This is a genomic window from Candidatus Edwardsbacteria bacterium RifOxyA12_full_54_48, assembly GCA_001777915.1.
In the GTDB taxonomy this organism is placed as follows: Bacteria; Edwardsbacteria; AC1; order AC1; family EtOH8; genus UBA2226.
Window position 1 is genome coordinate 192,754 of sequence record MFFN01000005.1, and the last position, 23,484, is coordinate 216,237.

Genomic DNA, 23,484 nt, shown 5'->3' on the forward strand with positions numbered 1-23,484 from the left:
ATGGCCCAAACCAAAATCAACCCCATCAAAGTCCTTTTGATATGCCTGGCCACGGCCGTGGTGGTGGGCCTGACCGCCGGGTATTTTTACCGTCCGCTGGAATCCTCGCTGCAGAAGACTGCCAGCCTGATGATCATGGGTTTTTGTCTGGCCCTGCTGGTGATATACGCGGTTCTGACATTCAGATACTGGCGGGTGGAAAAACGGGGAAGCTGGCAGTTTTTCCAGGTACTGACCCTGACCGCCGCCACCGGCCTGGCGGTCCAGCTTAGCGGAGCTCTGGCCTCGCCGCTGGTGCTTTTATACGGCCTATTGATAGTCCTTTCCATCTTCCGCAGCGATAAGTGGAAAGCCGTGCCCCTGGCATCCATCCTGCTGATCGAGCTGGGCTCCAGTTTTCTGGGCGGACGCTGGCGGCAGGAATTGCTGCCGGGCATGACGATAACTGCCGCATTGACATTGCTCTATGTCATCAGCCTGGTGATCACCAGGCGGGGGCGCAGTTCCGGAGCAGGCGGCCAGCCGGCAATGTCATTCGACGAACCGGTTATCGTCCAGAAAGACCTTAAAGAGGATCTGGCCTCGCTGTGCAGTCTGATACAGGCGGCCATGAGAACCAAGACCAGCGCCATTTTCCGGGCTGACAATCCTACCGGCACTTTGAATATGATGGCTTTCAAAAGCTACAGCGCCGAGGTCATCAAGGATGCCTCCCTGGAGATCCGCAGCAGCCTTTTGGGCTGGGCGGCCCGGGAGCGCCAGGGCCTTTTATATGCCAGTTACGAAAGGGACTCAAGGGACCTGGGATATTACCGGAAATCCGAGGAGGTCCGCTCGGTGCTGTCGGTGCCGGTGCTGCAGGAGAGCGAAGTGATCGGGGTGCTGGTGGTTGACAGCGAACAGGCCGGGGCATTCAACGAAAACGACAAGATCCTTTTGGCCGGGTTCGCCGAGGAGGCGGCCAAGCTGGTGCATTTCCATCAGAGCCACTCGGCCCTGGGGTTGGAGAAGGACCGGCTGCAGCAGTGGAACAGCCGCCTGGAGCTGATGGCCTCCCGCCTGAAGATCAACGACGTCATCAAGATAATCCAGGAGCTGATCCCCCGGCTGGTGCCCTGCGACCATATAGTCCTGCTGGAGGTGTTGTCCGAACCGGGGAAAGCCCGGGTGCTGTTATCCGACCCGGCCAATGCCGGCTACCCCGCCCCGGGAACGGAGATAGACATAGCCGGCTCGCTCTCCGAGCAGGCGGTCAACCTGAAGGAATGGCGCTCGGTGGACGATTTTTATAGGCGGTCCATAGGCATCAATCGTTTTTCCGAAGACGAGAGGCCGGACCACGGATTTCGCTCGGTGCTGGCGGCGCCGCTGTTATACGAGGATGTCTGCCATTACGTGCTGGTGCTGGAAAGCCGCCAGCCTAAAGCCTTCGAGGCCGACCGGGACACCATCCACATCATCGCCGGACAGTTCTCGCTGGCTTTGAAGAGCGCCGCCATGTACGAGGAAAAGGAAACATTAGCCATCCGGGACGGGCTGACCGGGCTGGCCAACCACCGCCGGTTTCAGGAATATCTGGAGGAGACCATTGCAAAGGCCGGCAGCCAGCCGGTGGGCATAGCCCTGTTCGATATTGATTTCTTCAAGAAGCTGAACGACAATTATGGGCATCCCATAGGCGATGCGGTGCTGAAAGAGGTGGCCGCCCGGCTGAAGAGAAGCATATCTTCTTTCGATTTCGTGGCCCGCTACGGGGGCGAGGAGTTCATTGCGGTGTGGCCGGGACGGAACGACAAGGAGGCCGCCCAGCTGGCCGAACAGGTGCGCCTGGCCATCGAAGGGGAAAAATTCCAGACCACGGCTGGGGACCTGCCGGTGACCGTCAGCCTGGGGGTGGCTTCCTATCCCCAGGACGCCAAGAAGAAGGCCGAATTGATAAAAGCAGCCGACGAGGCGCTATATGCGGCCAAGAAGGGCGGGAGGAACCGGGTGGTTCGGTTCGCCGCCATGGAGAAGGACCCGGGTTAGCCACCAAGGCACAAAGGCTTTTACTGTCATCCCGGGGTGATTTCAATGCAATACAGGTTGAGGAATGCGGAATCGTCACCCATTCGGCTAGTATGATAACCGGCAGGTCTCAGGGTGACAGCATCAAGTCATATTTTTATAAAAGTATGCCCATTAATAAATTCATAACATATATCAAGGTCCAGCGCAATTTGGCCGACAACACCTGCCAGGCCTACCAGCGGGACCTGCGGCAGTTCTTCGATCATCTTAAATATGATGACCTGACCAAGATCGACCGCAATATCATCCGCAATTATCTGGGTATACTGCAAAGGCAGGGATTGGACAAGCGTTCGGCGGCCAGAAAGCTTTCGACCATAAAAGCCTTCTTCAAATACTGCGCCCGGGAGAATATAGTTTCTGTCAACCCGGCCTTGGGATTAAGATCCCCCAAGCTGGATAAAAAACTGCCTTCGTTCCTTTCCGAACAGCAGGCGGAGGAGGCCGTCCAGTCAAACCAGGAAAAGCCGGAGGATACGGTCCGCAACAATGCCATTATGGAACTGTTATACGGCAGCGGATTGCGGTCATCGGAGCTGCTGGGACTGAAGGCCGGGGATCTGGACCTCTCCGGCGGGCAGGTCAAGGTCATGGGCAAGGGCAGCAAGCAAAGGATAGTGCCGTTGACCCGCGAATCCATCAGCGCTTTGAAAAAATACATTGCCGGGCGGGAGAATCAGGAAATAGTTTTCCGGGGGGCGCGGGGGATGGCCCTCAACCGGAGGCAGTTGCAAAGGATCGTCCAGACCCGCATCCGCTCGGCCAACTACGGGGGCAAGGCCAGCCCCCATGTCCTGCGACATTCCTTCGCCACCCATCTGTTGGACCGGGGGGCCGACCTGAAGGCGGTCAAGGAACTGTTGGGCCACGCCAACCTGTCCACCACCCAGATATACACTCACATCACCACCGACCGGCTGAAGAAGGTATACCAGCAGGCCCATCCCCGGGCGGACGATGAGGAACAGGAATAGAGGGCACATAGTTTCATCCCTTAATAACAATCTGGAGGATAAAATGAAAATAATTAATATTTTATTATTGCTTATTACTGGTGCTGTTAGTACGATAGGTGTATTAATTTTTAATAATCTTTTCATCGGATTTCCATCCTATCAACAGAATATAGAAAACATTAAAAAAATTGAGATAGGTATGAATAAAAAAGAAGTAATGAATATAATGAAAGTCACACCAACCCATATACATTTTTTCAGAAATGAAAGATGCCCCTGAAACTGAAACATGGGTATACTATGCACCTCCGATAATATCAACCCAACCACATATAATGTTTGATTATAAAACTGGAGTTGTTAAATTTATATCAATTAATGAAGGGATAACAAAGGGAAGTACAGGGTATTAATATAATGAACTGATTTTGAATCTGCTCCTTATGACCGCCCCCTCAGCCCCCTCCGATGCGGAGGGGGATCGTTGTTTTCCCTCTCCAAATGCTTTTGGAGAGGGCGGGGTGAGGGCAAAAAACATCCCGTTGCAAATCAAATTAATTTGTGCTAAAATTATCACTTGTTTTGGAAACCAAAACCCAACAACATATATATTGCCGTGTGATCACGGCAGGAGGAGTTCAAATGTCCAAGTATGTCTATTTCTTCGGCGGGAAATCGGCCGAAGGAAGCGCCAGCGACAAGAATCTTTTGGGCGGCAAGGGCGCCAACCTGGCCGAGATGTGCCATCTGGGGATCCCGGTGCCGGCCGGATTCACCATCTCCACCGAGATGTGCACCGTATTCTACAAGAACAACAAGAAATATCCGCCGGAGCTGAAAAAGCAGGTGGAGACCGCCCTGGCCAAGGTGGAGAAGGTGATGGGCATGAAGTTCGGCGACAAGCAGAACCCCCTGCTGGTCTCGGTGCGTTCCGGAGCACGCAGTTCCATGCCCGGAATGATGGAGACGGTGCTGAACGTCGGCCTGTGCTCGGCCACCATCCCCGGGATGATAAAGAAGACCAACAACCCCCGCTTCGTCTACGACGCCTACCGCCGCCTGATCATGATGTACTCCGACGTGGTGATGGAAAAGGCCGCCGGAATGGAGCCCAAGGAGGGCCAGGGGATCCGCAAGCAGCTGGACGACATGCTGGGCGTGGTGAAAAAGAACAAGGGATACAAGACCGACGCCGATCTGACCGAGAACGATCTGATAGATCTGTGCGGCCGCTTCAAGGCCAAGGTCAAGGAAGTGATCGGCCAGGAATTTCCCGATAATGCCATGGATCAACTATGGGGCGGCATCGGAGCGGTGTTCTCCTCCTGGAACGGCAAGCGGGCCATCTCCTACCGGAGGATAGAGGGCATCCCCGACGAATGGGGAACCGCGGTCAACGTTCAGGCCATGGTGTTCGGCAATATGGGAGAATCCTCGGCCACCGGCGTGGCCTTCTCCCGCAATCCGGCCAACGGCGACAATCATTTTTATGGCGAGTGGCTGGTCAACGCCCAGGGCGAGGACGTGGTGGCCGGCATCCGCACCCCCAATCCGCTGAACGAGGACACCAAGAACGAGCAGAACAGGCATATGTCCTCCCTGCAGACCGCCATGCCGGAGGTCTACAAGGAACTGAACGGCTTCCGCAACCGCCTGGAGAAGCACTACCGCGACATGCAGGACATCGAATTCACCATCCAGGAGGGCCGTTTGTGGATGCTGCAGTGCCGCATCGGCAAGCGCACCGGCACCGCCGCCCTGAACATGGCCATGGACATGGTGGAGGAGAAGCTGATCACCAAGGCTGACGCCGTCACCCGAGTGTCCCCGGCCCAGCTGGACGAGCTGCTGCACCCCATCGTCGACCCGGCCGCAGAGAAGAATTCCGCGGTGCTGGCCAAGGGCCTGCCGGCCGGACCGGGCGGGGCCAACGGCCAGATAGTCTTCACCGCCAGCGATGCGGTGGCCTGGCAGAAGCAGGGCCAGAAGGTGATCCTGGTCCGCGAAGAGACCAACCCCGAGGATGTGGAGGGGATGAGGGCCGCGGTGGGCATCCTGACCGCCCGAGGCGGGATGACCTCGCACGCCGCTCTGGTGGCCCGGGGCTGGGGCAAGTGCTGCATCGTGGGCAGCAGCTCCCTGCATATCGACGCCCATGCCAAGACCATGAAGGTGGGCGACAAAGTTTTCAAGGAAGGCGATCATATCACCCTTAACGGGACCCGGGGCTACGTCTATGCCGGGCAGCTGGCTATGATCGACGCCACCGAGAATCCCCGCTTTATGGGCTTCATGAAATACGTGGATTCCTACCGCCAGATGAAGGTCCGCACCAACGCCGACACCCCGGAGGATGCCGCCAAGGCCCGGGGATTCGGGGCCGAAGGCATAGGGCTGTTCCGCACCGAGCACATGTTCTACGGCAAGAATTCCGAAGCCCCGCTGTTCTGCCTGCGCAAGATGATCATCTCCCAGAGCGTCGAGGAGCGTCGGGCGGCCCTGGCCGAGCTTTACCCCTTCGTCAAGAAGGACATCAAGGCCACTTTGGAGGTGATGGACGGATTTCCTGTCACCATCCGGCTGCTGGACCCGCCGCTGCACGAGTTCGTGCCCACCCGCCAGGAGGAGCGCAACAAACTGGCCCAGGCCCTGGGCATCACCCCCGAAGCGCTCGATAACCGGGCCGACGATCTGCACGAGTCCAACCCCATGATGGGCCACCGCGGGGTGCGCCTGGGCGTCACCTATCCCGAGATCACCGAGATGCAGGTGCGGGCCATCCTGGAATCCACCGTGGAGCTGATCAAGGAGGGCAAGAAGATCAGCCCTGAGATCATGGTCCCGGTGGTGGGAATGAAGAACGAGCTGGTGGACCAGAAGGCCATCGTGGACAAGATCTACGCCGAGGTATGCGCCAAGTACGGCGTCAAGAAGATCGACTACATGTACGGCACCATGATCGAGGTCCCGCGGGCCGCGCTGACCGCCAACCGGATAGCCGAAACGGCCGAGTTCTTCTCCTACGGCACCAACGACCTGACCCAGATGGGCTTCGGATTCTCGCGCGACGACATCGGGGGATTCGTGCCGGCCTACGTGGAGAAGAAGATCCTGCCGGCCGACCCCTTCCAGATCCTGGATCAGGAGGGCATCGGGCAGCTGCTGGAGATAGGCATCCAGCGGGGCCGGGCCACCAGGCCCAACCTGAAGGTGGGCATCTGCGGGGAGCATGGCGGGGAGCCGTCATCGGTGGAGTTCTGCCACCGGGTGGGAATGAATTACGTTTCCTGTTCGCCGTTCCGGGTGCCGATCGCCAGGCTGGCCGCGGCTCAGGCGGCTATTAAAGACATGAAGGCAGAGAAGTCTAAAATCGGAAATCGGAAACCGAAGACCGTGAAGCCGAAAGCGACACCTCGACGAAGCTCGGTGCCCACAACCAAGAAGGCTGTGAAAAAAGCAGTCAAGAAAAAAGGCACACCTCGACGAGGCTCGGTGTCCGCATTGAAAAAAGGCAAGAAGTAACCAGAATCATATAAAAAGCCCCTTCAGCAATGAAGGGGCTTTTTGGTATGTTTTTATGCTTGTTTTTGTTAAAAATTAGGTGTATCCTTAACGCAATTACTAAACGATATGAGGTAAACATGAGCCAGCGGCAAATTGCCCAAAAACAGATAGAGAGCCTGATATTAAAATTCCGTCAGAACGAAGAAAGTTATAGGAACGGTTCATACAACGAAACCCAACTGCGCCGGGAGTTTCTTGATCCGTTTTTCGAGGCGTTGGGTTGGGATGTAACAAATAAAGAGGGCTTGGCCGAGCAGTACAAGGACGTGATCCACGAAGACGCCATCAAGGTTGGGGAGCAGACCAAGGCCCCGGATTATTCCTTCAGAGTCGGCGGACAGCGCAAGTTTTTTGTGGAAGCCAAGAAGCCGTCGGTTTCCATAAAAGAAGATATCGGCCCGGCCTACCAGGTGCGGCGTTATTCCTGGTCGGCAAAATTATCTTTGGCTATTCTTTCCGATTTTGACGAATTGGCGGTTTACGACTGCCGCCTAAAGCCCAAGCCCGCCGACAAGGCCTCGGTGGGCCGGGTGGCTTTTTACACCTATGACCAATACCTGGAAAAATTCGATGAGATATACGACCTTTTCTCCAAAGAAGCCGTACTAAAGGGCACATTCGACAAGTTTGCCCAGGCCGACGCCAAAAAGAAGGGCACCAGCGAGGTTGACAAGGAATTCTTAAAGGATATCGAGCACTGGCGGGAGATACTGGCCAAGAATCTGGCCATGAGAAATGAAAAGTTAAGTAATGATGACCTGAATTATGCGGTGCAGACCATAATTGACCGGATCATTTTCCTGCGGATATGTGAAGACCGGAACCTGGAAGCTTCGGAAAATTTAAAAGGTTTGCTAACCTCGGAAAACATTTACAAAAGGCTGATCAACCTTTTCAAACTGGCCGATGACCGCTATAACGCCGGGCTGTTCGACTTCACTAAAGACCAGATAACCACACGGCTGAAAATAGACGACAAGACCCTAAGCGAAATAATCGGGCAGATGTATTATCCGGCCTCGCCCTACGTGTTCTCCCAGATGCCCATAGAAATATTAGGGCAGGTTTACGAGCAGTTTTTGGGCAAGGTCATCCGCTTAACCGCCGGGCATCATGCCAAGGTGGAGGAAAAACCCGAGGTGCGCAAGGCCGGGGGCGTATATTACACCCCGCAATATATCGTTGATTATATTGTGAAGAATACGGTGGGGGCGTTGTTGGCCCCCAAGTCTGACCCCTCTCCAACCTCTCCCCGCAGCGGAGAGAGGCCTGCATCCCTGACCCCGAAGGAAATCGAATCCATCAAAATACTTGACCCCGCCTGCGGCTCCGGCTCGTTCCTGATCGGCGCGTATAAATACCTGCTGGAATACCATTTGAACTGGTATATGGCCAACGAACCCAAGAAATACCCCAAGGCCGTTTTTGCCGACGGGCGCGGGGCTTGGCGTTTGACCACCAGCGAGGCCAAGAAGATTCTTTTGAACAATATCTTTGGCGTGGACATTGACAGCCAGGCGGTGGAGGTGACAAAGCTGTCCTTGCTTTTGAAGGTGCTGGAGAACGAAAGCCGGGAAGGCATGGAACAGCAGTTGAAGATGTTCAAGGAACGGGCCTTGCCAAATATTGATGGAAATATAAAATGCGGGAATAGTTTGATCGGGCCGGATTTTTACGAGGGGCAGATAAACCTCTCCCCGGCCCTCCCCTCGATGGGAGGGAGTAAGGGTGGGGTTTCTAACGAAGACGGCGCCAAAATAAACCCGTTTGACTGGGAAAGGGAGTTCCCGGTGATAATGAAGCGGGGCGGGTTTAATGCTGTGATAGGGAACCCGCCGTATAGAATGATACAACCCCATAATACATCAAATGAGATTTTAGATTATACAAAGAGCCATTATACAGTTGCAGAGTTTAAAATTGATCTATTTCATGTATTTCTTCAAAAAGGTATACGGTTGCAAAAAGATAATGGGTTGCTTGGTTATATTATCCCTGCAACTCTATTAAATAATGTACATGTTGAAAACCTTAGAGAATGGATGTTAAACAATGTATGCATTAATAAAATTGGATTAGCAGGGGAAAAAATATTTGAACAGGCAGACGTTTACACCTGTGTCTTGGTTGTTGAAAAAGAGCCAAGAGAGAATGCCCGGAACAATAACATCATAAAAACAACATTAGAATTAGAAAAAGCAAAATATAATGCTGGGATTCCTTATCACTGCATTAAACAAAATAGATTCTCAGAACTGGAAGGCAAAGTATGGAATGTTTTGCTTAATGAGAAAAATGTTGGTCTTATCGCTAAATTAAATAATGAAAATAAAAAGTTGATAGATGTTACGTCTGTCAATAGAGGTTTAATTACTGGCGATAAAGACAAATATATTTCCGAAAGGAAGATGACTAATGAGTATGTGCCTATTTTGTCTGGCGGTGATATATTTAGGTACTATGCAAATAACTATTCATCGTTTGTTAAATTTGTTAGGCCTAAGACATCTGGCGGTTGTTGGGACGAAGCAGTTCATTTTGCAAAGCACAAAGTAGTTATTAGGCAGATAGGCACTAGGCCAACGGCAGCAATTATAGAAAAACCTATTGCAGTAACAGGTAATATATTTACAATAATTCATCAAGACATAGATGTTGAAAAAACAATATTGGGCATACTGAATTCAAAGTTAATAGAATATTATTGGAAGTTGTCTTTTTCTGATTTTAAAAACTCGTTTCCACAAGTTACAATATTTAGTTTAGGGCAAGTTCCTATTACAAATAAAGTAAATGATAAAGCTTATAGAAAAGGCATGGTTGTTTTAGTCGACAAAATGATAAAACTTAAAAGTGATATTAACGGGATTAAAAATCCCAACGAAAAAGAAACCCTAACCCGCCAAATTACAGCTACAGATAAGCAGATAGATAAATTGGTTTACGAGCTATACGGATTAACAGAGGAAGAGATAAAGGTGGTGGAGGGGGAATGATAGATGCCAAAACAAAATCCGAGGAATTATTTGAAACCCTTTGTAATTCAAATGGCATTTTGTTCAATAAAATTCCCACTGCTTCTGAACAAGGGCTACAGACCCCAGATTATGAAATTATATTGTTTGACAATCGTGTAATTGTAGAAGTAAAACAGTTCGACCCAAATGATGAAGACTTGATTCTTATTGAAAATTTACGCACAAAGGGCAGTACTGGTATTCATGGTGATACTCCTGGGAAAAGAGCAAGACAAAAAATAACGGATGCAATGAAGCAGCTGCATGTATTGGCAAAAGATAAGCAACCAGCAATATTGATTTTATACGATAATATAAATATTGGCATTAGGCATACTGATTCATATAATATTAAAACCGCCATGTATGGGCTTGAATGTGTAGACGTTGGTTTTCCCACTGATATTAAGATAGCGCCGTTAATTATAGACCGGCGAAGAGGTGGAAAGCGGAAGGTTACCGAGCAGCACAATACAACCCTAAGTGCTGTTGTGACCCTACACGAAAGTATAAACAGTGAAATATCAGCTATATGCTATCATAATATTTATGCGGCATTACCTTTAAACCCTGAGTGGATGAGATTTAATAATGTTGTTCACTATACGTTAGAAGAAAAACAAAGGCTTAATTTTCAGGAATGGGTTAAAATATAAAATAGCACGATATAATAGTCGCAAAAGTTGACCAAATTCTATATCTTAGCAAACAGTTACTTTCAATTTAAAACCCCAACGAAAAAGAAACCATAACCCGCCAAATTGCAGCCACTGACAAGCAGATAGACAAATTAGTTTACGAGCTATACGGCCTAACCAAGGAAGAGATAAAAGTGGTGAAGGGTGAATGATGATTGAAAACAAAATAGAAATGGAACTACGCAAGTTGCAAATGCATAAAGTTGTCAGTGTCTTTTTATTAAACGCGGCTAATGCTTTAATGGAGGTTGATGGAGATAAACCAACTTCTTTATTTAAGAAGGATGGCCCCGTGCCCGACGAGCATCAATACTATAAGATAGAAGTAGGTAGGCGGACGGGGAATTTAATTTCATGGTGTAGCCAGCTTGATTATTCAGTTTTATACATCAGTAATTATGCAGCGACATATTCAATGAAAAAATCTGGCATTAGCAGGTATGAGCATTTGGCATACCACATAGAAAACTATTTAATACGGGTTAATTCTGTTTATGATAGAGTTTTACAACTAATTGATGCTGTTTTTCATCTGCAAAATGATTCATCTAATTGCCGCCGTGAAGTAATTGTAAATAATATGAAAGTCAAAAGAACAGATATACCCCAAGCTTTAAAACCATTAAGTAAGCATCTTGAGAAATACAGACAAGAACGAAATGCAATTATTCATCATGAATCTTATGATGATGATAAACTTCGCTATCTTGGTTTATATACAGTCTTAACAGAAAATAATACTGATATCAAATTTAGCTTTAAATCCAATCTACCGTTGCTTAAAAAACAAGCCACTTCGGATGTTATCAGATGTAAAAAAATAGAATATACTGAATTTAACGTTAAACTGGCTTTAATCCTTTCAAATATATTAGACAAGCTTGAGCAGCACTACACAAAAGAAGAAAAATATTTATCAAAAGGTAAGAATTAAGGTCGTAGATGATAATGATTACTGAACTATTTCAAAAAGAAATACGTGAATTAACAACATCTTTAATGCAATTCGAAAGTAACGTTATTTCCTGGATAAAGCAGGGATTAGATATTTGGGTAAAGCAGATTGATTTGACCTTTACCAACCTCTATATTGCTTTAGGGCTATACGAATGGTGGATGGCACCATTTCTCCAAACTTTGACCCCGAATCAGATGGCCTATATTTATAATCGTATAGAAAGTAAACCTAAAAATGTTGGGAAAAGATATGTAGATATGCTGGTTGTGTTATTATATAGGCAAAACAATTATAAGATGCTTGATAAAATTATTGGAAAATGGTCAAGCAACAATTTTAGAAAAAGAAACAATATATTCAAGGAAGCTTTGTGGGCACACAAAAAGAAAAAATATGTATTGTCGACGCTTGCTTTGGTCCCTCAAATAGAAGGAATAATAAGAGAATTTACAGAAAACACTAAACGCAATGATCCTTGGAGAAATAATTTCAAAAAGAAATATGAATATTGTGGGGATTTAAAAACACAATATGATAAACTACTTACAAACAATATAACAACACAAGAGCAAACAACATTGTCAAGAAATCTTAGAATATCATTAAATATAAATCGCATAATTGAACTATTTGATGTTGTTGATTTTGAAAACCAACAGTCTGTAAATGGATATAACAGGCACGGGATGTTACACGGTTTTTGTAGTAAATACAATGAGGTGAATTCGTTAAAAACATTTCTATTGTTGGATTTAATACACGATTTTATTTCCGACAACGTTGTTGTTTGAAATGTGTCAATAAATACCACCGCTGCCGTTCAATCTGCCCGCTTAAACACAAATTAGTTAACTAACCTTAGTCTATTCGTAAAAGGACAAAACTGATGCGCTTCTTGACAACAAAACAAATATCCGGTGAAATAGAAGGTATATTGCGTTCCGCCAATGAATTTATAATGCTTGTTTCTCCCTATTTAAGTGTTTCCGATATGTACATTGAAAGGCTTGTAGAGGCCGGTAAGAAAAACATTAAAATAGACCTTGTTTTTGGCAAGAAAAAAGACATTTCAACTTCAGAGGAAGAAAAACTTACTGCAATCAAGAATCTCAACGTTCATTATTTGGAAATGCTGCATGCCAAATGTTATTTAAATGAAAAGGATGCAGTGATCACCTCCATGAACTTATACGAGTATTCCGAGAAGAACCGGGAAATGGGTATTTACATTTCAAAAGAAGAAAACTCAAAGTTATATAGTGAGGTTTTAAACGAAGCTTTGTCCATAAAACAAAATGCTGTCCGTCATTATCTGAATGGCGCTAACTCCGTAAAAGAAAACCACGCAGTCTACAATAATGGTAGGCAAGGATATTGCATCCGTTGCCATGCCAGTATAGATTTTGACCCAACCAGGCCTTTCTGCAGTTTCTGTTATAGAACGTGGGCGGAATTCAGCAATATTAATTTTCAAGAAAATTTCTGTCATGTTTGCGGCCGAGAAGCTAATACATCAATGAAAAAAACTATGTGCGGCAGTTGTTTTAGAACGTTTTAAAAATAAACTATACATTCACAACAAACCCATAACAGACCATTTTTTATTGACTTTCCAAATATTAACAGGTAGAAACCCTTAAGGCCTTTTACAAGGCCTATTTTTTTGCCCAAAAAGTGGCCTTGTGTGGATTAAACCAAAGGCATTTCGCAATGACCGCCCTCCGCCATTAGCAGGTAGTCCGTATAGGCGGACAGGCCAACCCCCTCTCCTCCACGGCGGATCTGCGACAATGTGGAGGGGGAATAACGCACCCCTTCCCTTACGGGGAAGAGCCTGCACTGAGAAGAATTATATTTATTCAAGCGAAGGGGCAGGGGTTAGGACGGGAGAGGTGGGTTTATGACTCACCCACTTCGAAAGGGCAATACTGGCAAACCTCAGTGCAGGCTCTTGATCCCCTCTTTTTAGAGGGGAGGGTTTGGATTGCTTTGTTAGTGTAAAGATATGCCATCTCGCAATGACGGTTCCCTCGCCAGATTTATCTGGAGAGGGGTAGGGTGAGGTCGGTAAAACCCTGGATTCCTGTCTTCACAGGAATGACTGGGGGTGGCGCTAAAAGTAAAAACCTTTGCGTTCTTAGTGCCTTAGCGGTAAAAGAATCAGCGGGTATCTGCGTAAATCAGCGTCCCATAAAAATCAAATATTTTTCACAAATATATTGCAAAGTTGACATAAAATTTGGTATTATGTAAGTTATTGTAGATACACAAATAAGGTCAATTTTATCGCTACTTCGGAAAAATCAAAAATAGATGTAATAGTCATCGGCGGTGGTCCTGCAGGGATGATGGCGGCCGGAAAAGCGGCCGAAAGCGGATCGTCTGTTATTTTATTGGAAAAAATGCCTTCCCTGGGCAAAAAACTGTTGATCACCGGTCAGGGCCGCTGCAACATCACCAATAACCTGGAAGTAAAGAAATTCATCGCCGACTGCGGCCCCCAGGCCCTGTTCCTGTTCGGTCCGCTGACCCGATTCGGTTTTGAATCCACCTTAAAATTCTTCGAAGAACTGGGCCTCAAGTGCAAGCTGGAGCGGGGCGGGCGGTATTTCCCGGAGAGCGACAGCTCTCGCGACGTGCTGGAGGCATTGGAGGGATATCTGGCTGCCGGAAGGGCCAAGGTGACAACCAATGTCAGGGTCACCGGCATCCGAAAAGAACGGGAGGGATTCAGCGTTACGGCCGGAACCGAAGTTTACCGATCGAACAGATTGGTCATTGCCACCGGGGGCAAGTCCTATCCCGGCACCGGCTCCACCGGGGACGGGTACTCCTGGGCCGCAGATCTGGGGCACAAGGTCACTCCATTGAAACCATCGGATGTGCCGCTCAATGTCAAAGAGGATTTCGTAAAGGAACTGCAGGGCTTAAGCTTGAAAAATTCGGAACTGACCTTTGGACGGGGCTCCAAAAAAATAAAATATTTCGGGGAGATGCTTTTCACCCACTACGGCATCTCCGGGCCGATCGTGCTGGATGCCAGCCGCGCGGTAGGCCTCTGGCTGGATACTGGCCCGGTGGATTGTCATTTGGACCTGAAACCGGCCCTGGATGAAGAGACATTAAATCGGCGGCTGCAAAGAGAGATCGTCGAATCTGGCAAAAAGACCTTCAAAATATTCATCAAGGAATACCTGCCGGCCAAGCTGATACCGGTGTTCATAGCACTTTGCGGGATCGGCGACGACCTGAGGGTCAACCAGTTGAACGCCGCACAGCGCAAAAAAGTCATCGAGCTTTTAAAGGATATCAGATTTACGGTGACATCCTTGCGGGGCTTCGACGAAGCGGTGGTGACGGCCGGCGGGGTGGATCCCGACCAGATAGATCAGGCCACCATGGAATCCAAAAAGGTCAGGGGATTATATTTCTGCGGGGAGATACTGAATCTGGACGGGCCCTGCGGCGGGTACAACCTGCAGATAGCCTGGTCCACCGGGTTCCTGGCAGGCAAAAGCTCAGGGGAAAAGTAAATGCCGAACCGAGCCAAAAGAGCCATACACATCATCTCCTTTGAGGAGAAGTTATCCAGCTGGGTCAGGTGGGCGGTGCTGTTCCTGGCCCTGCTGCTGGTGACCCTGCGTCCCCAGGCCATGGCCGGGCACTATTTGGGCCTGTACCTGACGCTGGGCCTGGCGGCTCTTTACAACCTGCTGGTGTTCTTTGCCGGAAGAAGGATGCTCAAAATACTGAGAGCCTTATGGGTGAGCCTGGTGTTCGATCTGGTGTTCGCCACTCTGCTGATAGCTTTTACCCTGGGGGCCCAAAGCCAGTTCTTCTATCTCTATTATCTGACGATATTCATGGCGGCGGTCTCCAGCAACCGTCAGGCGGCCCTGAAGGTCACCGTCCTGGCCTCGGGGATGTATTTTCTGGCTCTGATATGGAGGGGCGAACTAAGCTGGGACCAGTACTTTTTATACGACCTGTTGTTCAAGATCGGGCTGCTGTCGCTGACCGCCTTCTGGGCCGGACTGCTGTCCGACCAGCAGAAGAGATGGCGGCTACGCAACCAGGAGCTGTGCCAGATAGCCGACGAATGGACCAAGACGGCATCCGACATCCAGTCAGCCGCCCTGTTCGGGATGGGCGCCCTGCTTTCCTCCTCCCGCAACATCGAGGAGACCCTGAACCTGACGCTGGATGCGGTGCAGGACCTGCTGCAGGCCGACCGCTGTTCCATACTGTTGCTGGATCACGACTCCAATGAGCTGGTCTTAAGGGCCTCGCGGGGCGTCCGGGCCGGGGCGGTGGGCAAGCTGAGGCTGAAGAGCGACCAGGGCATCGCCGGCGAAGTGTTGAGGACCGGCCAGCCGCTCAATGTCCCGGACACCGACAAGGAGCCCCTGTTCGTTCCCTCGCCCAAGCACTACCACAACCGGATCCGCTCCATGCTGGTGGTCCCGCTGATCATCCGCGACAGGCGGATCGGGGTGATCAACATCTCCGAGGTCAAGTCCAACCGCAAGTTCAACCAGAGCGAGCTGGCGGCCATGACGCTGGTGGCCAGCTATACTGCGGTGGCCCTAGAGAATGCCGGTATCCTGGAGGAGAAGGAGAAGGAGGCCACCACCGACGGACTGACCGGGCTTCACAACTACCGCTACTTCATCGAGGAATTCGGCCGCCGGCTGGAGCACTGGCAAAAGAAGCAGGCCATAGTGTCCCTGATATGGCTGGATCTGGATTTCTTCAAGGAATACAACGACAATTTCGGCCATCTTAAGGGCAGCGAGATACTGAAGCGCCTGGGCGATATCATGATAACAGCGGTGGGCGTAAAGGAGGCGGTCTATTTCCGCTACGGCGGAGACGAGTTCGCTGTGATCCTGCCGGGGGTGGAAAATCAAACAGCGGTGGAGAAGGCCGAGAGCATCAGACACAGCATCTACCATACGGAGTTTGCCGAAAGAAAGCCGGGGGGCAAGCAGCTTTCCGCCAGCATCGGGGTGGTGAACTGCCCCGCTGACGGCCAGGAGTACCGGGCGCTGATAGAAAAGGCCGATCAGGCCATGTATCACGCCAAGGAGAAGGGAAAGAACCAGGTGGCTTTCTGGCAGGATGATAAAATAATAATCTACAGGAGGAAAGAATGAAGCTGGCAGTGGTGGGCACCGGCTACGTGGGCCTGGTGTCGGGGGTTTGTTTCGCCGAATGGGGGCATCAGGTGATCTGCGTGGACAATGATGCCGCCAAGATCGAGATGCTGAAGAAGGGCCAGATCCCGATATACGAGCCGGGGTTGAAGGAACTGATGGACAAGAATCTTCAGCGTCTGGAGTTCTCAACCTCCATCGAGGAGGCCACCGACAAATCGGACATCATCTTCATTGCGGTGGGCACCCCGCCCCGGCCCAACGGGGAGGCCGACCTTTCGGCGGTGGAGACCGTGGCCGCCACCGTGGCCCGCCGGATGAAATCATATAAATTGGTGGTGGAGAAATCCACCGTGCCGGTGCAGACCGGGGACCGGGTCAAGCAGACCATGGCGGTCAACAACCTCAACAAGGTGGAGTTCGACGTGGCCTCCAACCCGGAGTTCCTGAGGGAGGGCACCGCCATCGAGGATTCCCTGAAGCCCGACCGGGTGGTGTTCGGCACCGATTCCGAGCGGGCCAGAAAAATGCTACTGGAGCTGTATTCGCCGCTGGGCTGCCCCATCGTAGCCACCGACATCCAGAGCTCGGAGCTGATCAAGCACGCCTCCAATTCCTTTCTGGCCATGAAGATCTCCTTCATCAATGCGGTGGCCAACGTCTGCGAGAAATCCGGAGCCAACGTGGAACAGGTGGCCGAGGGCATGGGCCTGGACCGGAGGATCGGCCGGAGCTTTTTGAACGCCGGGATAGGTTTTGGCGGCTTCTGCTTCCCCAAGGACCTGCAGGCCTTCATCCGGATCTCGGAAAAGCTGGGATACGATTTCAAGCTGCTGAAGGCGGTGGAGGAGATCAACGAAGACCAGAAGAAACTGTTCGTCAAGAAGATCGAGGAGCTGGTGTGGAACATCTCCGGCAAGACCATCGGCATATTAGGGCTGGCCTTCAAGCCCAACACCGACGACATGCGCTTCGCCCCTTCCATCGACATCATCGAGGCCCTGCAGAAGGACGGAGCCAAGATCCGGGCCTACGATCCGGTGTCCATGGACCGGGCCCGGCAGGTGCTGAAGGACGTCCACTATTGCAATGATCCATATGACGCAGCCCGGGATGCCGACTGCCTGGTGATAGTCACCGAGTGGGAGGAATTCAAAAAACTGGACCTGGCCAGGATCAGATCCCTCCTGAAGGTCCCGGCCATCGCCGACGGGCGTAACATCTTCGATCCCGGAAAGATGAAGGAGCTGGGATTCATATACCAGGGCATCGGCCGATGAGACTGCTGGTGGCCGGGGGAGCCGGCTTTTTGGGCTCCCATCTGTGCGACCGCCTGCTGTCCGACCGGCACCAGGTGACGGCCCTGGACAACCTGATCACCGGGAGTCTGGAGAACATCAGCCACCTGCGGGGGAACAAGGATTTCAGTTTCATCGAACAGGATGTCACCCAGCCTTTCAAGATTGAAGGAAAGATAGATTTCATCCTCGACCTGGCCTCGCCGGCCAGCCCGATAGATTTCGTCAAGATCCCCATGGAGATACTGCTGGTGGGGTCGTACGGCGTTCATAATCTTTTAGAACTGGCCAGGGAGAAGCAGGCCGGATTCCTGCTGACCTCCACCTCAGAGGTATACGGCGACCCTCTGGTGCATCCCCAGAGCGAGGAGTACTGGGGCAACGTCAACCCCATCGGGCCGCGCAGTGTCTACGATGAATCCAAGCGCTACGCCGAGGCCCTGACCATGGCCTACCATCGCTATCGCAGTATCGACACCCGTATCGTCAGGATATTCAACACCTACGGGCCCAGGATGCGCCTGGACGACGGGCGGGTGGTCCCCACCCTGATCGACCAGGCTCTGAACAACCGTCCCCTGACGGTTTTCGGGGACGGCAGCCAGACCCGCAGCTTCTGCTACGCCTCGGACCTGATAGAGGGCATCTATCTGACCATCAAGTCGTCGGAGCACCAGCCGATAAACCTGGGCAACCCCCAGGAGATGTCCATTCTGGAATTCGCCCGGGCCATCAAGAAATACACCGGCACCGGGTCGGCCATCGAGCACCAACCGCTGCCGGCCGACGATCCCAAGGTGCGGCGGCCCGACATCGGCCGGGCCAGGAAGATCCTGAACTGGGAGCCCCAGATCGGATTTGAGGCCGGGATCAAAAAGACCATCGACTGGTTCGCGGCAAAAAAGTAAGCAATGGCAGGCGGGATGCGGGTAAACAAAAAGGTCCTTTCATATCTGCTGCTGGGCTTGATACTGCTGAACGGCCTGCTGCTGAGGGTGGGCGGCCTGAACTGGGGGATCCCCCGGGCGCCCTACTGGAAAGCCTATCATCCCGATGAAAGCGTGGCCTTCACCACCCTGCTGAAGATGTCCACCGCGGAGGAGGTGCTCAACCCGCATTACTTTGTCAATCCCACCCTGCACTATTACCTGATAGGCGCGCTGTGGTGGATGGCCCATACCGCAAAGTTCGTCCCCTCGCCCAGGGAGATAATGGACGAAGCATCCACGGTGACCCTGGATCACGTTTCCAGGATCTGGCTGACGGCCCGTTCCCTGAGCGTGGCTCTGGGGGTGCTGACCATCTGGCTGACCTACTTGCTGGGGCGGGAGTTCTTTAAAGACCAGATATATGCCCTGGCCGGGGCCTGGCTGGCGGCCGTAATGCCGACCATGGTGATACAATCGCACTACCTGACGGTGGACGGCCCGGTGGGATTCTGGTTCCTGGCGGCGCTGTGGTTGATCATCAAGGCTTTCAAGGATAACCGGCTTTGGATGTGGGCGGTCGCCGGATTGGTGTCGGGATCAGCGGTGGCCACCAAATACAACGCCCTGGCGGGCGTAGTATCGGTTTTCGGAGTTCTTTTGATCCGGCAGAAAATGAACCGCGACCAGCATATTGAAAAAGCGCCGATCAAAGTTTCCCTTTTTAACGGCTGCCTGATCGCAGGATTCCTGCTGGGATGCCCGTATTCGGTGCTGTCCTTCGCCGAATGGAAGGACGGGATAAGCAGCCTGCTTGCTTACAACGATTTTGCCACCGACTGGCTGTATCCCTGGCTCTACACCAGCCGGCATTCCCTGGGCTGGCCGGGATGGATATTGTTCCTGGCATCACTGTCAGCGCTGGTTATAAAGCCCGATAAAACCGGCCTGATCCTGGCGGCCGGCATTGTGCCGTATCTTTTGATCTACGGCTACAAGGCTTCGCCCTATATGCGGCACATGGTGCTGATAGTCCCCCTGATGGTGCTGCTGATCATCTATGCGGCGGAAAAGGCCGGGAGATATTTCAAGCGCCGCAGTTTTTCGTTGATCGCCGGCATGTTGGTCCTTTTGACCTCCGGTTACGCCCTGGCCAACAGCCTGGCCTGGGTGAAGGTGATGTCCGGGCAGGACACCCGGGAGGCGGCGGCGGAATATATCAAACAGCATGTGTCTTTTGACTCGATCATCGGACTGGCCGGCCGGCTGTGGTTCTACACCCCGCCCCTGGATGAGAGCCAGTATCACCTGCTGCGGCTGGATTACGATCCGGCCAAGCTGGAATATTTTCATCCGCCCCTGATCATCGTCAGCGAATACGAGTCCAAACAGTACGCCTTTTGCCGGGTGGCCCCCGAGGTGCGGGATGAGTTCTTCAGAGATCTCAAGGAAGATTACCGGGCCAGCCGGGTGTTCAAAAGGATCCCCCAGTGCTGGGGAATAAAATTCGAGGGATATCCCCTGGCCGACTGGAATTACTTCTACCCCGAGATAACCATTTACGAAAGGTCCTTTTAAATGAAACTTTCCGTGATCATGCCGGTCTACAACGAAAAGGCCACCATCGAAAAGATAATCGCCCGGGTGCTGGCGGTGCCCATCGAAAAGGAGCTGGTGATAGTTGACGATTATTCCACCGACGGAACCAAGGACATACTGAAAACTTACGAAGGCCGGCCGGGCATCAAGATATCATACCATCCCTACAATCTGGGCAAGGGGGCCGGGATCCGCACCGGGATCCGGGAATGCACCGGGGACATCGTCATCATCCAGGATGCCGACCTGGAATACTCCCCGGAGGAATACCCCCGGCTGGTGGAACCCATCGTGCGGGGAGCGGCCGACGTGGTCTACGGCTCCAGGTTCTACGGCACCCACCGGGTGTTCATGGTCTGGCATTATCTGGGCAACAAGTTTTTGACCGCCCTGACCAATGTTCTGTACAACACCATGCTGACCGACATGGAGACCTGCTACAAGGTATTCCGGTCGGAGGTGATCAAGGATCTAAATCTCAGATCATTCAGGTTCGACATCGAACCGGAGATCACCGCCAAGATATTCAAGAACCGTAAGCTTAGGGTCTACGAGATGCCCATCACCTACGACGGCAGGGATTACCACGAGGGCAAGAAGATCCACTGGTACGACGCCCTGCCGGCCATCTGGACCCTGATCAAATACCGATTTGTAAATTGATGGCCCGGAAGAAAAAAATACCGGCTCCAAACGAAACCACTGCCCAAGGCGGTTTTGATCTTTCGGAATGGGCGGCAAAGCATTCCCGGTGGCTGTTGGTCTCAATTCTGGCGCTGTTCATTTTGATCTCCCTGCTGATGTTCGATCCCAAGCCTTTCGTGGGGGGGGACAATGCGGCCTATGTGTCGCTGTCCAAGTCGCTGGCCCAGGGCCAGGGCTTGAGCGAGATATGGACCCCGGAGGGGAAAGCCCATACCCAGTATCCCTTCGGGTTCCCGCTGCTGCTGACGCCGGCATCATTGCTGAAAATGCCCTACGCCTGGTACAAGCTTATCCCCTGGCTGTCGGGACTGCTGTCCCTGCTGGCTTTTTGGCTCCTGATAAAGGAGGACAAGAAAGCTCTTTACATAGCGCCGGTCTGGCTGCTGGCCATCAATCCCTATTTTCTGGAATATACCCATTGGGTGCTGTCCGAGCTGCCCTTCACCCTTTTTGTCCTGCTGACATTTCTGACCCTGAAAAAATGGGAAAAGCGCGGCGGGCCTCTTTGGCTGTCCGGGGTCATTCTGTCCGCAGTCTTTGCGAATTATATCCGCAGCGCCGGGATAGCTTTGTATCTAGGGATCTTCATATATCTTCTTTTCAAAAGGAAGTTCAAGACGTCAGCAATATTCATAATCGGGTGCATCGCACTGACCATTCCCTGGTCCCTGCGCAACAGCCATTACGGGACGTCTGGCGGTTACCTGGAACAATTTCTGATGCGGGACCCCTACCAGCCGGAGCTGGGATTGTTGGGGATCGGCGGATTAGTGCAGAGATTTTTTGCCAACCTTAAGATATATTCTATAAATGTTCTGCCCAGGATGATGTTCCCGGCGGCCGATGACTGGGGGCTGTCCGGAGGCCTGGTGATAATAATGCTGCTAACCGTGATTCCGGCTGTAATTGTTTTGATAGCCAGGATCATCAAAAATCCCAAAGGCTACGATTGGTTCGTTATTATTTATCTGGGGATGTCCCTGTTGTGGCCGGAGGCCTGGTCGGACATCAGATTCTTGCTGCCTCTGCTGCCGTTTTTGCTGTTCTATCTGGTGCAGGCCTATCAATACGGTGTTTCATTGGTTTTCAAAAGAAAGGCATTCTGGCCGGCGGTGATGCTGTTATTCCTTATAGCCGCTGCAAATGTTTCGGCCGGCTGGAACAGGATCGGCAGCAACCTGGAAGCAAATAAAGATTACCCCCGGGATAAATATTCCGGTTACGATCCGGCCTGGCGCAGTTTCTTTGCCGCGGCGGAATGGGTCAAGAACAATACGCCGGAAAGCAGCATCGTGGTCTCCCGCAAGCCGACCCTGTTCTATCTGGGCGCGGAAAGAAAGAATTTCTGCTATCCTTTCACCACCAGGCAGGATTCTTTGCTGAAGGCGATAGAAAAGGCCGATTTTGTGATGGTGGAGCCGGTCAGCGGAACGGGGCAGAGATATTTGATCCCGGCAGTCCAACCTCTTTTGGACAAGAAATATAAAATAATCTACGCCAACGGCAACCCGCCGACCTATGTGCTGCAGAAATTAAAGGAGAATTCCGATGTCAAGTAAAATAGATATTTCCATCGTCATTCCGGTCTACAATGAGCGGGAGAACATCGCAGAGTTGTCACAGCGGCTGACTGCCGTCATGAAGAACTTGAAAAAATCGTACGAAGTGTTGTTCGTTGATGACGGCAGCAACGACACACCACACGACAGCGATGGCCGCAGCGCTACGCTGACCGAAATAATAAACGCGAAGAAAAAAAACAAGAACATTTCCGCCTTATCACTCGCTAAAAACTCGGGGAAGTCGCAGGCCTACATAGTCGGGTTTGATGCCGCCCAGGGCGACGTTGTGATCACCATGGACGGAGATCTCCAAGACCGCCCGGAGCAGATACCTGATTTCTTGGAAAAGATCAAAGAAGGTTATGATCTGGTGACGGGCTGGAAATACACTGGCAAGGGCAAGCGAAAGTATTCGTCGGAGATGTTTAACAAGCTGACCAGGGGGGTAACCCATCTCAATATTCATGATACTAACTGTCCTTTCAAGGCTTACCGTCGGGAAGTTGTCAAAAATATGTGGGTCTATGGCAACCTCTACCGGTTTATACCAGCAATGGCTTTTTGGCAAGGGTACAAGGTAACTGAGATCAAGGTGGAGAACGATCCCCGAAAACACGGGATAACAAAATATGGATCATTGCGATGGATGGGCGGATTCATTGATTTGCTAACGGTGTTCTTTCTAACCCAATACATAAAACGACCGCTCTATCTGTTCAGCATTGCCGGCCTGTTCTCCTTTTCCCTCGGTTTCCTGATCGAGTTGTATATTCTGATAGATGGGATCGCCAAAGGATTCATCAGCCATACTGCGTTGATGTTGCTGGGCATAGTCTTCATCATTGCCAGTATTCAGTTCGTATCCACCGGGCTGTTGGCCGAGATGATCATACGAGTGCGTCAAGAGCTGCAGCGAGATGTTCCGGTATATAAGAAATATTAATTTGAACCAGGCTAATAGAACACGGATTGAAC

General features: G+C 51.2%; 17 protein-coding genes. All 17 read left to right on the forward strand.

The features are described 5' to 3' along the window. Complete coding sequence (locus A2273_09275) at nucleotides 1-2,028, forward strand: hypothetical protein (GenBank protein OGF07110.1); 2,028 nt, start codon at nucleotides 1-3, stop codon at nucleotides 2,026-2,028. Between the two features lie 146 nt (nucleotides 2,029-2,174). Beyond that, the gene (locus A2273_09280; GenBank protein ID OGF07153.1) at nucleotides 2,175-3,044 is read left to right on the forward strand and encodes a hypothetical protein; all 870 of its coding nucleotides are present in this window, start codon (nucleotides 2,175-2,177) and stop codon (nucleotides 3,042-3,044) included. Nucleotides 3,045-3,087: 43 nt separating this feature from the next. Continuing rightward, complete coding sequence (locus A2273_09285; GenBank protein ID OGF07111.1) at nucleotides 3,088-3,306, forward strand: hypothetical protein; 219 nt, start codon at nucleotides 3,088-3,090, stop codon at nucleotides 3,304-3,306. A gap of 362 nt (nucleotides 3,307-3,668) precedes the next feature. Beyond that, nucleotides 3,669-6,548, forward strand: coding sequence for a pyruvate, phosphate dikinase (locus A2273_09290; protein ID OGF07112.1), 2,880 nt, complete (start codon nucleotides 3,669-3,671; stop codon nucleotides 6,546-6,548). A gap of 119 nt (nucleotides 6,549-6,667) precedes the next feature. Next, nucleotides 6,668-9,586, forward strand: a complete 2,919-nt coding sequence (locus tag A2273_09295; GenBank protein ID OGF07154.1) for a hypothetical protein — start codon at nucleotides 6,668-6,670, stop codon at nucleotides 9,584-9,586. Next, nucleotides 9,583-10,263 (forward strand): hypothetical protein, encoded by a 681-nt coding sequence (locus A2273_09300; protein OGF07113.1) that lies wholly within the window; start codon nucleotides 9,583-9,585, stop codon nucleotides 10,261-10,263. The genes A2273_09295 and A2273_09300 overlap by 4 nt, the downstream gene beginning before the upstream one ends. Before the next feature lie 190 nt (nucleotides 10,264-10,453). After that, nucleotides 10,454-11,239 (forward strand): hypothetical protein, encoded by a 786-nt coding sequence (locus A2273_09305; GenBank protein OGF07114.1) that lies wholly within the window; start codon nucleotides 10,454-10,456, stop codon nucleotides 11,237-11,239. 8 nt (nucleotides 11,240-11,247) lie between these two features. Further along, a complete protein-coding gene (locus A2273_09310; GenBank protein OGF07115.1) occupies nucleotides 11,248-12,054 on the forward strand; it encodes a hypothetical protein in 807 nt (268 codons plus the stop codon). 95 nt (nucleotides 12,055-12,149) lie between these two features. Then, a complete protein-coding gene (locus A2273_09315; GenBank protein OGF07116.1) occupies nucleotides 12,150-12,821 on the forward strand; it encodes a hypothetical protein in 672 nt (223 codons plus the stop codon). Nucleotides 12,822-13,608: 787 nt separating this feature from the next. Next, entirely contained in the window at nucleotides 13,609-14,796 is a 1,188-nt protein-coding gene (locus A2273_09320) for a hypothetical protein (protein OGF07117.1), read from the forward strand. After that, entirely contained in the window at nucleotides 14,797-16,419 is a 1,623-nt protein-coding gene (locus tag A2273_09325; protein ID OGF07118.1) for a hypothetical protein, read from the forward strand. It abuts the gene before it with no gap. After that, entirely contained in the window at nucleotides 16,416-17,699 is a 1,284-nt protein-coding gene (locus tag A2273_09330; protein OGF07119.1) for a UDP-glucose 6-dehydrogenase, read from the forward strand. Before A2273_09325 ends, A2273_09330 begins: the two co-directional genes overlap by 4 nt. Continuing rightward, a complete protein-coding gene (locus tag A2273_09335; protein ID OGF07120.1) occupies nucleotides 17,696-18,625 on the forward strand; it encodes an NAD-dependent dehydratase in 930 nt (309 codons plus the stop codon). Before A2273_09330 ends, A2273_09335 begins: the two co-directional genes overlap by 4 nt. Nucleotides 18,626-18,640: 15 nt before the next feature. Further along, nucleotides 18,641-20,221: a hypothetical protein gene (locus tag A2273_09340; protein OGF07121.1), complete on the forward strand. Its 1,581-nt coding sequence runs from the start codon at nucleotides 18,641-18,643 to the stop codon at nucleotides 20,219-20,221. Continuing rightward, complete coding sequence (locus A2273_09345; protein OGF07122.1) at nucleotides 20,222-20,905, forward strand: glycosyl transferase; 684 nt, start codon at nucleotides 20,222-20,224, stop codon at nucleotides 20,903-20,905. Beyond that, nucleotides 20,905-22,506, forward strand: a complete 1,602-nt coding sequence (locus A2273_09350; GenBank protein OGF07123.1) for a hypothetical protein — start codon at nucleotides 20,905-20,907, stop codon at nucleotides 22,504-22,506. Before A2273_09345 ends, A2273_09350 begins: the two co-directional genes overlap by 1 nt. After that, on the forward strand, nucleotides 22,496-23,452 hold the full coding sequence (locus A2273_09355) for a hypothetical protein (protein OGF07124.1): 957 nt from the start codon (nucleotides 22,496-22,498) through the stop codon (nucleotides 23,450-23,452). The genes A2273_09350 and A2273_09355 overlap by 11 nt, the downstream gene beginning before the upstream one ends. The last annotated feature ends 32 nt before the right edge of the window (nucleotides 23,453-23,484 follow it).